Origin of the sequence: Affinundibacterium danionis, assembly GCF_042432465.1 — a bacterium.
GTDB lineage: Bacteria > Pseudomonadota > Gammaproteobacteria > Burkholderiales > Burkholderiaceae_D > Undibacterium > Undibacterium danionis.
Genome location: NZ_JBHLXJ010000008.1, coordinates 178,226 through 191,147, shown reverse-complemented (window position 1 = coordinate 191,147; position 12,922 = coordinate 178,226). Strand labels below are relative to the sequence as shown.

Here is a 12,922-nt window from a genome sequence, read left to right as displayed (position 1 = left end):
GAAACCCAAGGGTGGGCTCGTCGTCCCATAGCAATTCCAAATAACTTTTACGCTGCAAATAATTGCATCGTAATCATTCAATTCTAACGGATTGGATGAACTGTTAAGATACAAGGGTGGGCACGCTTTATGTGCCCACGCGGATTGCTTGGTATGCCGACTAAAACCTCACCTCGCTTTTTATCTTTTTCACCTTTTTCAACCGTAACGCGTGGGCACGATGAAGCTTTGCCCACCCTACGACCTGTCCGATAAATTCCCAACTCGGCAATGCACAATCTTTCATAAGGTCTCAATAGACACAGGCGTATTGCTCCGTATGATGCTTGTTCATGGTGAAGAATTTTTTCTTACATCATTTGATCGACAAATAAATTTTTTCTCTGTTGATCGATTGCCAGCTGGACGGTGCAATACGTCTTCGACTATTACACTCTACTCACCCAAAATCAAAAAAATCAAAGCATGAGTAATCTCAACACGTGCATGTGAAAGATTGAAGCAAACGTGCATAAATCTCTCCTCTATATGCCAGCGAATTGAGACGTCTGAATCATGTAGTTGTTGATTAAAACATCTGCGCGTTTAATCGCTCTAAAAAATCTGTAATCGCTAAGGTGTATTTTTTCCCGCATCAAATTACAGCCATCACATTTTGACCAATCTGGCAGAGCGGGTTGCAACTCCTACAGAACTTGCCTCATTGAGATACTTTGTGGCACATTGTTGTTTATAAAATCAAATTTTACTCAATCAGGGAAAATTTCAGCATCATCTGTAAGCTGTGTTTCTTAAGCTTATATGCAGTTGCTTTAGGCAATGTGTTTGGTGTCAAATTATATGGAGGACTCAAAGATGAAAACAGCAAGATTCATTTCGGTTGTTGCAGGCTCTGTTACTCTACTACTAGCAGTAAGCGCGCAGTCCGCAACGGTTCCGCAGTGTCCATTTACGCCCGATTATCTCAAATCTGAACTTGGACAAAACTTTGCAGCAGGCGTGCCAGAAGCTGGAATCATAGGCAAGGCGTGCACCTATAAAGCCAATGGTATTAAGGTATGGATCGATACAGGCCCTCTGCCAGTAGCGAATTCAGAAATGTGGCGAAAGATGTCCGCAGCCCCGGGTACCAAGTGGATCGCCGTTTCTGGCGATGCGGATAAAGCGGTTCACGAAGTACCGCCGACCGGAGTGAGCCCTTATCCTGCCCTGAGTTACGAGCGCTCTGGATGGCTGGTAAATATTGTCGTTACGGGTGTGGAAGGTAAAACACAGATCGAGTCTTGGAATGCAAAGCTTCGTAAGCTTCGTCGCATTCCCTAACATGAGCGCCGATACGTAGATAACGCCAGGGCACGAGGAAGCTGTGCCCCCTAGGACTTGTCCGATAAGTTCACAACTCGGCAAGGTGTAATCTTTTCGTACTACAGGAATAAGCTCTTTTGTTACCTCAAAAAATATCAACAACAAACAGGAAATCGTATTTTGATATGGCACAATTCCTATCTTAATCAGCAATCATCTGCAACACCACTTTGCCCTTCGCCCTGCCCTGCTCAAGATAAGCCAAACCTTGTAGCGCATCATTAAAACCAAATACTTGATCGACCACAGAACGAATCTTGCCTGCTTCGAGTAGCGCAGCGACGGCGCTTAATTGTTGGCCGTCTGGTCGTACGAACATAAAACTATAATTGGCATTATGGCTCTTGGCGAGGCGTCGAATCTTGCTGCTGATTAGACTAAAGAGGAATGGCATGATCACGTTCATACCTCGTGAACGGGCGAAGTTAGCGTCTGGCGGACCAACCAGCGAGACCACATTACTGCGTGGGGCGAGAATCTTGAATGTTTTTTCTAGCTCCGCGTCTCTCATGGTTCCTAATACCGCGTCGTAACCTTGTAGGACATTTTCAAACTCCTGTTTCTTGTAATCGACGACTTCATCGGCGCCGAGTTGACGTACCAACTCGACATTACCGGTGCTGGTAGTGGTGCCAACTACGGCACCGATTTGTTTTGCCAATTGAATCGCGATAGTGCCGATGCCACCAGCACCGGCGGGAATAAAAATCTTCTGACCGCATTTTAATTGCATCCGTTCATACAAAGCCTGCCACGCCGTCAGCGCGACCATCGGCAACGCTGCAGCCTCAACAAAACTGATGTTGCTCGGTTTATGGGCCACTGCGCTTTCGGGTACCGCGACGTATTCGGTAAAACTGCCTCTATCCATATCGAAAACACTGGCGAATACCGGATCACCCACCTTGAAATTCCGCACAGCACCGCCCACTTGCACCACGACGCCAGCTAGATCACTGCCCATGACGGCAGGAAGCTGAAACTTGAGTATCGGTTTGAACATGCCTTTTGGGATCATGTTGTCGATTGGGTTAATGCCCGCAGCATGAACTTGAACCAGTACTTCATTCGATTTGATCGCTGGACGAGCCAGTTCGGCAAACTCCAAGCTTGGATTTTTGCCATAGCGTTTGAGGACAAGTGCTTTCATATTGTGCTTTCTAAATGAGATATAGGTAGTCTGAATTAAGCTAACCGCAAATCTTTGCGTAAGCCTGCGTCGAGCAATGCTGCTGGTGCGTAGTTGCGCAATAAGCGTAAGCGCGCCGCTATCAGGCCTGCGGTATAACGTAATTTAGGTTTGCGTGCCTGCGCAGCCTTAAGGACAATTTGCGCGACTAGCTCTGGGCTATCGGCACTTGCCAATACCACTCTGAGGTGCGCATCGACGGCAGTACGCACTTCGTGATAGTCGTCCAGTAAAGCATCACCTTCCACCACATTCGCACCAAATGCCGTATTGGTGTATGCAGGCTCAACCACGATAGAACGGATGCCCCACTGGCGAATTTCATGATCGAGTGATTCTGAATAACCTTCGATCGCATGTTTGCTTGCTGAGTAGAGTGCACCATACGGCATTGGTAAGAATCCCAACACCGAACCGATATGAATGATCCGACCAGCACGCTGGCGACGCATATGCGGTAATACAGCGCGTGTCATCCGTACAGCACCCAAAAAATTGGTGTCGAACAGCGACTGCGCTTGTGCCAAAGAACTTTCTTCTGCACCGGCAGGTGCGATACCAAATCCAGCGTTATTCACCAACAAGTCGATGCGCCCTTCTTTCTGTATCACAGCATCAACCGCTTGCTGTACCGACGCATCGTCAGTGACATCCAAGCTCAGCATAGCGAATGGGCGTTGCCCGCCTTTTGCGCCATGACGGCTGGTGCCATACACGGTATAGCCCGAAGCAGTGAGTTGTTTTGCGACTGCTTCACCAATACCAGATGAAGCACCTGTGACCAAAGCTATTTGTTTGTACATGTTGAATTCCTTTATTTCTTTGGGTCTTACGCAAAACAGACGCTAACGTCGTTGCTGTCGCCTAGCTAGCGCAATTTTCGTAAACCCTATACTTCATTAATTGAGGCATTTTTCAAAAACTACTTAGTTGATCATTAAAACCATTTAAAATATGATGATCGTCATATTTAAATTTAAAAAAATGAGATTCTTAGACCTGAATCTCTTATTTAGATCTTCTATTTAGATCCTGAATTTGAATCTTCTATTTGCTTCGCCTACTTACTTCATCTATTCACTTCATCCGCTCACTTCATTCACTTTCTTGCTCTATCTCTCAAGCACAGCCAAATGCTTAAGTGCGGCTTGACGCATTGCCGCAGACAACTTGGGATCATCCACTGCGCGTGAAACAATCGTGGTACCAATCAAACTACACAGCAACAGCATCGCTCTTTCATGGGCTGCAGACTGTCCCCAATCTGGCATCTGTCTGGCGATCAAATCAATCATCTCTTTGATATGCGCAGTCGCCACACAACGTACCTCAGGCGCTTGACGCGGCATCTCAGAACCTAGTGCAGACACTGGGCAACCAGTCTCAATCAACTGCATATGCTCATCGGACAAATAGGCTTGCATAATGTGCTGCAATGCCTCGCCCGATGGTGCTGCCGAAGCAATCCGCGCCGCGATCGCCACCGACTCCGCACCAGCACGATCCGCCGCTTCCGCCAACAAAGCATCACGCGAAGGAAAGTGTGCATAAAAGCCGCCATGTGTCAGGCCGGCTTCCTTCATAATATCTGCCACGCCAGTGCCATCGTAGCCACTACGCCGAATCGCGCGCGATGCGACTTCAACAATACGTTCGTGACTCGCTTCTTTGCGAGATTGCGTAGTTGAATTACTTGAAGAACGGCTTGATTTATTTTTCATGATGATCATCATATCACAGACAAATTAAATATGCTTGAATGCAGTGAGTATATCCAAACCACTTACTTATATTGAAAAACACCTACAAAACACTTGAGCCACTAAGTTTGCAGAAAAAACTAAGGAAACAGAAACGCTAGCTCAACATGAATTTATATAAATTAAAATTTATTCTGATAAAATCACTTCACTAAAAAGCTAGTAATTGACAAGGGCAAAAATACAAAATCAATGCGTCGTTCAAATCGCCTTCTTCCCCTTTTTCAATTCAAGTGATTGGAGTAATTCATGTTCAAGATATTGTTTTTTATTATTTCACTGGCACTCAGCTTTCCTTGTTTGGCGCAGCAAGAGATCGCCACCATGAGCCAAGCGAAACGCCTGTTAGATCAAAAATCTTATGCCGAAGCAATCAAAGTTTTTCAAGCGGTATTTGCAAAGAAAGATGCAGATCGTGGTGAATACTACGATGCAGCCTGCGCTGCGGCACTTGCTGGTCAGCATGACCTAGCGTTCGCTTGGCTGAATAAATCGATAGACAAAAATTGGTGGAATATCGATCACTTGAAGACAGATACCGATCTGCAATCTTTACATGATCGCCCTAAGTGGCCAATCATGCTCGACAAGCTACAGACCAAACTTGCAGCACGTGAGAAAAATTATGATCACGCGCTCAAAAAAGAGCTAGAAGACATCTTTATCTCAGATCAAAAACTGCGAACCAATATCGATGCGATCATCAAACAACATGGTGAAAATTCTGAACAAGTCAAAGCAACTTGGGATGAGATTGAACGACTTGACGCGGCTAACTTGAAACGTGTCGCCCAAATTTTAGATAGCAAGGGCTGGCTAGGTCCTGAACAGGTGGGTGAAAGAGCAAGCTCTGCCTTGTTCTTAGTCGTTCAACACGCGAATAAAGCAGTGTGGGAAAAATATCTTCCTATGATGCGTAAAGCAGTCCAAGAGAAAAAAGCCAGTGCATCCAGTCTAGCTTTGCTCGAAGACCGCTATCTCGCCTTCGGCTTAGGAAAGAAACAGATATATGGCAGCCAATTACAAACAATCGATGGCATCACCAAATTGATGCCAGTTGAAGACCCCGGTCGCCTCGATGAGCGTCGCGCTGCGGTTGGACTAGGACCTATCGCCGATTATCTACAGAATTGGAACCTCACTTGGGATCTAGAAAGTTACAAGAGATCGTTAGCGGAAGACGAGCTGAAGGAACAGAAAACAAAGAAATAAATTCGGCTAGGCAAATCCTTCAAGCAGAATCGTGTTGCACATCAAACTTCTAAGCTCATGGAAAGCAAGAACTTTAACGACAATTATGCTTAGAGTGCATCGATATCCACACGTCTTTTGAGTCGTAGAGTGCTCATGTATGAGCAGCTTTATTTATTGAGCTTAATTTACTGAGCTTTGTTGAAAAAACTATTTACTTGCTTCACCATCAAGCCCATATCAATTGAAGAGTAAGATGTGCCATTATTCGGCTTATTGCATACCAAAGAAACTGGGCATCACAAGAAGGAGACTAAATGAAATTCATGGTATTGATTATCGCGATATTAAACTCGCTAGTGATCACGAATTTGGTTCACGCCGACACGATTGACACCTTGGTGCTGAGTGAAATGCAAGGACAAAAAATTCCTGGCGTTAGCATCGCGATCGTACACAAGGGAAAAATAATCAAAGAGGAAGGCTACGGTTACGCCAATCTCGAGCATCAAGTCAAAGTCAGTCCGCAGACGATATTTCAATCAGGTTCTGTCGGCAAGCAATTCACTGCGGCACTGATCCTTTTACTAGCACGTGATGGCAAGCTCAACTTGCATGCTACGATTGACAAGTATCTCGATAAGCTACCGCCTGAATGGCAAAATATTACGATCCATCAGTTACTCACACATACATCGGGCTTAGATGATCCCTACCGCATCTTAGATTTTGAAAAGAACTATACCGACCAAGCCCTAATCGAACTAGAAGCCACCGTCCCCATGTTATTCAAACCAGGAGAAAAGTGGTTGTATTCGAATATGGGTTATCACATGCTGGGTTTTATCGCGAATAAAGTTGGCGGACAGTTTTATGGTGATCAGTTGCGTCAGCGCATATTTGAACCGCTGGGCATGCAGACGCGCATCATCGATGAACGAACGATTATTTCTCACCGTGCCGCTGGCTATGATCTGGTCGATGGTGAATGGAAAAATCAAGCTTGGGTGTCTCCAGCATTAAATCGAACTGCGGATGGCAGCCTGTATTTAACAGCGCATGATCTGGCCTTGTGGGATCTTGCGCTTTACCAAGATTTCCCCTTAACTGCACAGGAAAAAAATCTCAGTTGGACGCCCGTAAAGTTGAACAATGGCACACGTTCTGATTACGGTTACGGATGGTTTTTATCAACGACGAATGACCACAGAAATATAGAGCATGGAGGAGCGTGGCAAGGCTTCACCACGCAAATCAGCAGATATGTGGATGATCAATTGTGTGTGATAGTGCTGACTAACCGATCACAGGCAAATCCAAAGCGGATTGCGGATTTAATCGCGGGCGAAATTCTACCGACACTCAAGCAAAAATTAAAACCATAGGTCAATTAATTAACTTTTTTTCAAAACATCGGAATTAGTAGCTCACCTACTCCACAGCCCATCGATTAATTCGTACCGCACTCAAAGATTTAATTGAGATGCTCGATCCAGAAATTTTCTGGCAAATTCATCGCGGCACCGTGGTGAATGCACACGCGATTGAATCGGCAGAGCGAATCGATATTGAACGCTTGGAAGTGAGTCTAAAAAATTGTACCGAACGCTTAACGGTAAGCAGAAGCTTTGGCTATCTATTCAGGGAATCCAATTAAATTGGCGCGCCGACTCTGTTGGCAGAAATTTGCTAAACTCACTTTTTGATCGCAAGTTCTATTTGGCTGCCTTACTGAAAATTCGCACCATCCTTTCATCAATCGACGATTACCGAGAGAGATTTTAATGAGTTTTGAAACGATGTTAGTACAAGCCGAGCAATCTTCTGTCGTGATGATGGAATCTGGCTGGGGCCAAGGCCGCGCCATTTTTGGCGGTATTTTGGCAGCTCTTGCGGTCGCACATATGCAAACACGCCTGAGCGGTGATGCCAAGCTACGCGCTCTGACGATTTCATTTGTCGCGCCGGTCGAAGTAGGTGAAGTTGAATTTAAAGCTGAGGTGCTACGCGCGGGAAAATCAGTCACACAAATGCAATGTCACTTACTGCAACAAGGTAAAGTTGTCGTAAGCGCGCTCGCCAGTTTTGGTGTGGCACGTAGTTCGCAAGTCGTCGTCGCTAGTGAGGCTGCGCCGAATATTGGTGAGATCAAAGATGGCTTGTCCTTCCCGTATATCGACGGAATCATTCCCGAATTCACGCGCAAAATTGACTTTCTTTACACCGATTGTGATTTGCCATTCAGCGCCTCATCCAAGTCACACATCAATGGTTGGATGCGGTGGAATGATCGTGCGCAAGTGAGTGCTGCATGTGCGCCACTGTTGAGTTTAATTGCACTCATAGACGCGTGGCCACCAGCCATTCTACAAATGCTAGACCGCCCCAATCCTGCCAGCAGCTTGACGTGGACTTTGGAATTTCCAAGCGTAGATGAGGCAGCCTTGTCACAACAAGCTAATCCATGGTGGCAATACCGCGCACATACGGATGCAGCGCACAACGGCTACGGTCACATTGCAGCCGAGGTTTGGAATGAACGTGGTCAATTAGTCGCGATTAGTCGTCAGACAGTGACGGTGTTTGCTTAAGACTGAGGTGATGAATACAGCGCTTCGTATTCATCCATAGTTTTTCTTAAACCAAGCATAATAGTCCTTGAGCAGCGCATCGTCTGGAGTGCTTTTGAGTAACGCTAGGTAATGTTTTTCTTCGGCGTCGATATCCGTGGTGTTCGCATAGATGTCGATTAAGCGCCAGTGCAACTCGTTTTTTTGCGGCGCTAACGACAGAGCTTTTTCGTACATCGTTGCGGCTGCTTGTATCCAATACATATCAAACTGAAGAATTTCTGCTACATCTTGATAGGCTTGAGCATCTTGTGGATGCTGTTTAATGCGCGCTTCGGCAGCTTGTAAGCGCTGCATGATGGTAATTGTGTCGCTCATATGATCATGTAAATTAGGCGGCACAATTCGATCGTAATACACCGAGCTCTGATCGCGCCATGCAAATGCAAATGGCCCAGAATTAAATTTTGCGTGACTGCTGCCATCTTCATATAGATGAAAATAAGCCCAAGCTTTTGCCTCATCGACCAACCATACTCCTGCCGCATTTTTACGCATGAGTATGGGTTGCACTGGCGAACCAATAGGAAATTTCACTACCGCCCAATCTTCATTTTGCAAAATCTGATACGGCATCGATTTTTGATAGTAGCGATGCATACGTTGCAAATAGGCAGCCGTATGCGGTTTATTCATACGGAAAAACTGACTCCCCTCACTCAATAAGGGCAAGCGCGGTGAACCTATGCCTAAGCGCAATGAATCGAGATAGCGTTGCAATACCACATTCAGCGATGAATCAGGCTGCATGCTATGCTCAAGTTCGACTGACAAAGCTGGCACTGCCGATTGCACCTGTTCCAAGCTCGCAGTGCAATCACGTCCAACGATACCCGCACCGCCAGAAAAGTGTTGACTCATAGCTGCTAAAGGCGACAGACTAGGAACCGCCATCTCATGCACTTGGCCACTCTTTTGAAAATCTAAATAATCAATGCCCATGGTCACGATGATTTCAGTCAAAAAATCACGTTTGGCGAATGGCGCAGACGAGAGCATAAAAGTGCGTGCGGCTTGCTCTAATCGGCGGCATAAGACATCAGGAAACACGCCTTCCAATTGATAACTGACTTCGATCTTAAATAGATGCTCTTGCTCTGACCAAATCAGAAGCAAGGCTGCTTGCTTGCCAGATCCAAGCGCAGCAAAGCGCTGCGCCGCTTGCTGCTCAATAGTCATCCCTGTCGGCAAATGATCTTGCAGAATCAATCCCAAGCGAATACGCGTCCGTTCTTGAAAAAAACGTAGTGAACTACGTAGCGCCCTATCGTATTGATGATCGTTGGAGCTGTTAATAAAACCGTCTGCCGGAAACTTAAGATCCGAATTAACCTGCGTTGGTGATGACAAATAAGTCGTCTTAAGCACGACAAATCCTAGCGCCGCCGTGAGCGCTCCCCCCCCAATGCTATGAGCAACAGCCGTCTATCCGAAACAAGACGTATCATAGAAAATCCAGTGCGCACAGATAGTCAAAAAATGCTTGTCGGTTATTCGCATTTTCTTGAGGATATTGTTTCAGCAGATCGGCGTAGGCTTGATGTAATTTTTGGCTAGCTTGCTGTGCCTCGCTACTTAAACTCCATGCTTGTCGACCTATCTCTTGCTGTTTGCGCACATAGAATCGTTGATGATCTTGTACCGCGGCGACGATCAAATTACGTGCCGCTGTTAATTCGCTAGGAATCGCGAGATCCTGCATGCCTTTGATTAAAAGCGTGTACCTTTGCACAAAATAATCGAGACGCGCTTTATCACCCGCTTGAAACGCACGCATCGCTTCCACTTTTAACACGACGCCTTGATCACTCAATACAAACAAGCGCTTGAGGTCATCCTTTTGTTAACTTGTCAGTTTGGACTGCTCGACGTTAAACACCGTACGCGCATGCGGGATCGCGGCGTATGCTTGTTCCGTCGTCAAATTTTGCGCATGACTGACTTGCCCTAGACAGCTCAGAGCGCATGTCAGTATTAAACCTTGAAGCATTTTCATAAGCTGCCCTTCTTGAACTGAATATCCGAAAAAAACATCATGCCGCACATACTTTTCTAAGATTCGTGAGGATGTCAGCATGCTACTGTGAACCATACGGCATCATAGCGCTAAATGACAAATTAAATTTTGAAACGATTTAAGTTGATAGCGTGATTTGATAGCGTTAGTTCGTCGAGTGAATTTATTGCACGAATTTATAGTGTGAGGATTGAAAAACACTTAATCACTTCCCACTATAATTTCCCCTTAATCCTATCCTTTTGAAAAGTAGTCCCGAATGCGAATTTCCATCATCTTAAGCGTCTTACTAATATCCATAACCTCACAGTCTATTGCTGTAGAGCGCGATCAAACTAGATCCACTAAACCCAAAGTAGAACAACAGCTACAACAGGAAATACAAGCAATAAGTACAGCGTGGCAAGCTCCAGCAGGACTAAGGCAAATACCACTATGGCCACATGGAGCACCTGATATGCCCAAGCGAGACTATCCGGCTGAATCGACCCAGATGATGACGCCGCCGAGCGTCGCTTTGCATCGCAACTACACCCAAGTGCTCGATGTCACGCAACCGACGATGACGATATACCCGCCCAAGACGCCCAACACGGGAGCGGCGATTGTGGTGTTTCCGGGTGGTGGTTTTCGTATTCTCGCGATCGATTTAGAAGGTACAGAAATATGCGACTGGGTGACAGCGCAAGGTATGACTTGTGTACTGTTGAAATATCGCGTACCAAAAGGCAATCATTATTGGGACAAGGATTGCCGTTGCCATATCATGCCCAAAGTGCCGCTAGCACTGCAAGATGCGCAACGTACGATTCGCCTAGTCCGCGCTCAAGCCAAGGAATTACATATTGATTCCAACAAAATTGGTGTGATCGGATTTTCTGCGGGTGGATATTTAGTGGCGCAGACCAGCAACATCTTTAAATCCAGCTATCGGGCAATTGACGCTGCCGACCAACTCAGCAGTCGCCCTGACTTTGCGATTGCACTATATCCCGGCCACCTCTGCCGTGCGGGCGACAAATTAGATCCAAGCTTACCAGTGACCAAGCAGACAACACCGACGTTTTTACTGCAAGCTTGGGATGACCCAGTCGATAAGATTTGTAATAGTACGGTGTATGCAAAAGCACTGAGTGACGCAGGCGTAAATAGCGAAGTACATCTCTTCGCGAAAGGTGGCCATGCATTCGGTTTGCGTAACAATTCGCATCCGATTTCTACTTGGCCTAAATTGGTTGAAAACTGGTTGCGCGAGTTGGACGTATTACCTGCCACTCCAGCGAAGATAGACTAGGAAAAAACATTGGGTATACTTTTTTTGGACGCAGACAATACGTTGTTGAGCAAGCCTTATGCTGAATGGATAAATGTATTTCCCGATTCAGCATCTAGTTTAATGAAGTCGTTTATTACTTGTTGAATCAGCTTAATTATTGATACGAACGGTTTCTTGTAATTGTCCGACATTGCCATTCTGGTCGCTTGCGATGATAGTGACAGAATACAGTCCATTTGGAAATACAGCGCCGCCTTGCGAATTTTTGGCGGTGGTATCCCACGACAAATCTTCATCGCGCGCACTAATTTTTTGCGGTGCCGCATGATCCGGCAAATTTGTTAATACCCACCACAAATACGCTTTTTTGGTCCACGAGCCAGTCTCTAGCAAATCGGGGCGTTTAAATAACAAATTCGCTTCGACTTTTGCTGTGTTCGCGTCACCCAAAAATGGTGGCGTCAACTGAATATTTTGAAGCTGTGATTGATGCTGCCATTTTAATTGGCCTTGTAAATCACTGACACGAATCTCAAATTTTGCTGGCGCGCTTCGACTCACATAATTGGCTGGATGATTTGGGCTCAAGTCGCGCATGGCAAGGACGATATCGACTTTGCCATAAATGCCTTGGCTGGGATTGATTTCCACTTCACTCGCATTCTTGAAATAGCGCAATCCGCTATTAAACTCAGGCTTTTGTTCGTCTGGGAGTGTGAATAAATGATTTGGATAAAGTGAGATCGTATCGCGGAACCATGAGCCATTTGCAGACCGTTGTACGTAATTAAAATGGGTATGAGAATTCCCTTTCAATATGCTCCCGACATACTGGCCTTGCCAAACTTGCGTGCCGACTTTTAGTCGAGGATCGACTACTAAGTGTGCCATTTGCCATCCTGTGTCCGGCTTGGCTGGATCATCCACGGTAATAATGTCACCGCTAATATCGCGAATCACACCTGTCCGAACTGCGTACACCGGGCTACCGTCCGGCAACATAAAATCTAAGCCGTCGTGTAAATACATACTACTTCGCCCGTCATCGCTGCCTTGATACATACCAAAATTGTTTAAGACCCATAAGCTAGATCGCATTTGCTCATATTGCGTTGCTGTCATATTGGGTGCGTGTTGAGGAAATGGTAGTTTCCCACTTGGTGGTGCCACTAGATAAGTTGGCGCTACGGTAGGAATAGGCGGCAAATCATTTCCTGTGCTGGGATTGTTGGGTAATGCAGGACTTGAAGAGCTCGATGACGCGCCGCCACCGCAGGCCGACAACAAAAGTCCAGCGGTAAGTACAGCGATACCAGTCAATTGGGTTGCACCGAAGTTGCTAGTGATTTTTTTCAGGATAGATAAAACAAATTTATTCTTGGCTTGATCAGCGATCATATTTTTCATCATCAAATTTTTCATGTTCTTTTTACGTACTTTTTCAAATATTTTCTTCGTAATTATTTATATGGTTAGATTGCATGGCGGTTTGTC

Annotated in this window: 13 protein-coding genes; 6 read left to right on the top strand and 7 right to left on the bottom strand. The window is 45.8% G+C overall.

Annotated elements, in window-relative coordinates; genetic code table 11:
- Window positions 1-855 precede the first annotated feature (855 nt).
- Entirely contained in the window at window positions 856-1,323 is a 468-nt protein-coding gene (locus ACFFJH_RS08280; protein WP_390211586.1) for a hypothetical protein, read from the top strand.
- A gap of 184 nt (window positions 1,324-1,507) precedes the next feature.
- Here the strand turns inward: ACFFJH_RS08280 and ACFFJH_RS08275 are convergent, their stop codons facing one another.
- The 3 genes from ACFFJH_RS08275 to ACFFJH_RS08265 form a co-directional block, all read right to left on the bottom strand.
- The gene (locus tag ACFFJH_RS08275) at window positions 1,508-2,515 is read right to left on the bottom strand and encodes an NADP-dependent oxidoreductase (protein WP_390211584.1); all 1,008 of its coding nucleotides are present in this window, start codon (window positions 2,513-2,515) and stop codon (window positions 1,508-1,510) included.
- A 35-nt stretch (window positions 2,516-2,550) separates the two neighbouring features.
- Complete coding sequence (locus tag ACFFJH_RS08270; protein ID WP_390211582.1) at window positions 2,551-3,357, bottom strand: oxidoreductase; 807 nt, start codon at window positions 3,355-3,357, stop codon at window positions 2,551-2,553.
- A 309-nt stretch (window positions 3,358-3,666) separates the two neighbouring features.
- Entirely contained in the window at window positions 3,667-4,287 is a 621-nt protein-coding gene (locus ACFFJH_RS08265) for a TetR/AcrR family transcriptional regulator (protein WP_390211581.1), read from the bottom strand.
- A 276-nt stretch (window positions 4,288-4,563) separates the two neighbouring features.
- On the opposite strand from ACFFJH_RS08265, the gene ACFFJH_RS08260 reads away from it, so the two are divergent.
- From ACFFJH_RS08260 to ACFFJH_RS08245, 4 genes are all read left to right on the top strand, one after another.
- Entirely contained in the window at window positions 4,564-5,526 is a 963-nt protein-coding gene (locus ACFFJH_RS08260) for a DUF6624 domain-containing protein (protein ID WP_390211580.1), read from the top strand.
- A gap of 296 nt (window positions 5,527-5,822) precedes the next feature.
- Entirely contained in the window at window positions 5,823-6,890 is a 1,068-nt protein-coding gene (locus ACFFJH_RS08255; protein WP_390211579.1) for a serine hydrolase domain-containing protein, read from the top strand.
- A 68-nt stretch (window positions 6,891-6,958) separates the two neighbouring features.
- Window positions 6,959-7,162 carry a LytTR family DNA-binding domain-containing protein gene (locus ACFFJH_RS08250; protein WP_390211589.1) on the top strand — a complete coding sequence of 68 codons (204 nt, stop codon included), beginning with the start codon at window positions 6,959-6,961 and terminating at the stop codon, window positions 7,160-7,162.
- Window positions 7,163-7,289: 127 nt separating this feature from the next.
- Window positions 7,290-8,096 carry an acyl-CoA thioesterase gene (locus ACFFJH_RS08245; RefSeq protein ID WP_390211577.1) on the top strand — a complete coding sequence of 269 codons (807 nt, stop codon included), beginning with the start codon at window positions 7,290-7,292 and terminating at the stop codon, window positions 8,094-8,096.
- 30 nt (window positions 8,097-8,126) lie between these two features.
- On the opposite strand, the gene ACFFJH_RS08240 is transcribed toward ACFFJH_RS08245, so the two are convergent.
- The 3 genes from ACFFJH_RS08240 to ACFFJH_RS08230 all read right to left on the bottom strand — a co-directional run bounded on the left by ACFFJH_RS08240 (window position 8,127) and on the right by ACFFJH_RS08230 (window position 10,131).
- Window positions 8,127-9,503 carry a TPM domain-containing protein gene (locus ACFFJH_RS08240; RefSeq protein ID WP_390211576.1) on the bottom strand — a complete coding sequence of 459 codons (1,377 nt, stop codon included), beginning with the start codon at window positions 9,501-9,503 and terminating at the stop codon, window positions 8,127-8,129.
- 76 nt (window positions 9,504-9,579) lie between these two features.
- Window positions 9,580-9,957 (bottom strand): hypothetical protein, encoded by a 378-nt coding sequence (locus ACFFJH_RS08235; RefSeq protein ID WP_390211575.1) that lies wholly within the window; start codon window positions 9,955-9,957, stop codon window positions 9,580-9,582.
- A 21-nt stretch (window positions 9,958-9,978) separates the two neighbouring features.
- Window positions 9,979-10,131, bottom strand: coding sequence for a hypothetical protein (locus ACFFJH_RS08230; protein ID WP_390211573.1), 153 nt, complete (start codon window positions 10,129-10,131; stop codon window positions 9,979-9,981).
- Between the two features lie 280 nt (window positions 10,132-10,411).
- On the opposite strand from ACFFJH_RS08230, the gene ACFFJH_RS08225 reads away from it, so the two are divergent.
- Complete coding sequence (locus ACFFJH_RS08225; RefSeq protein WP_390211571.1) at window positions 10,412-11,446, top strand: alpha/beta hydrolase; 1,035 nt, start codon at window positions 10,412-10,414, stop codon at window positions 11,444-11,446.
- Between the two features lie 132 nt (window positions 11,447-11,578).
- Here the strand turns inward: ACFFJH_RS08225 and ACFFJH_RS08220 are convergent, their stop codons facing one another.
- Window positions 11,579-12,838: a M23 family metallopeptidase gene (locus tag ACFFJH_RS08220; protein WP_390211570.1), complete on the bottom strand. Its 1,260-nt coding sequence runs from the start codon at window positions 12,836-12,838 to the stop codon at window positions 11,579-11,581.
- Between the last annotated feature and the right edge of the window lie 84 nt (window positions 12,839-12,922).

What these genes read in the sequence shown, in the direction of transcription:
- ACFFJH_RS08280 (WP_390211586.1), top strand. Translation starts at nt 856, where the DNA reads ATGAAAACAGCAAGATTCATTTCGGTTGTTGCAGGCTCTGTTACTCTA.
- ACFFJH_RS08275 (WP_390211584.1), bottom strand. Translation starts at nt 2,515, where the DNA reads ATGAAAGCACTTGTCCTCAAACGCTATGGCAAAAATCCAAGCTTGGAG.
- ACFFJH_RS08270 (WP_390211582.1), bottom strand. Translation starts at nt 3,357, where the DNA reads ATGTACAAACAAATAGCTTTGGTCACAGGTGCTTCATCTGGTATTGGT.
- ACFFJH_RS08265 (WP_390211581.1), bottom strand. Translation starts at nt 4,287, where the DNA reads ATGATGATCATCATGAAAAATAAATCAAGCCGTTCTTCAAGTAATTCA.
- ACFFJH_RS08260 (WP_390211580.1), top strand. Translation starts at nt 4,564, where the DNA reads ATGTTCAAGATATTGTTTTTTATTATTTCACTGGCACTCAGCTTTCCT.
- ACFFJH_RS08255 (WP_390211579.1), top strand. Translation starts at nt 5,823, where the DNA reads ATGAAATTCATGGTATTGATTATCGCGATATTAAACTCGCTAGTGATC.
- ACFFJH_RS08245 (WP_390211577.1), top strand. Translation starts at nt 7,290, where the DNA reads ATGAGTTTTGAAACGATGTTAGTACAAGCCGAGCAATCTTCTGTCGTG.
- ACFFJH_RS08230 (WP_390211573.1), bottom strand. Translation starts at nt 10,131, where the DNA reads ATGAAAATGCTTCAAGGTTTAATACTGACATGCGCTCTGAGCTGTCTA.
- ACFFJH_RS08225 (WP_390211571.1), top strand. Translation starts at nt 10,412, where the DNA reads ATGCGAATTTCCATCATCTTAAGCGTCTTACTAATATCCATAACCTCA.
- ACFFJH_RS08220 (WP_390211570.1), bottom strand. Translation starts at nt 12,838, where the DNA reads ATGATGAAAAATATGATCGCTGATCAAGCCAAGAATAAATTTGTTTTA.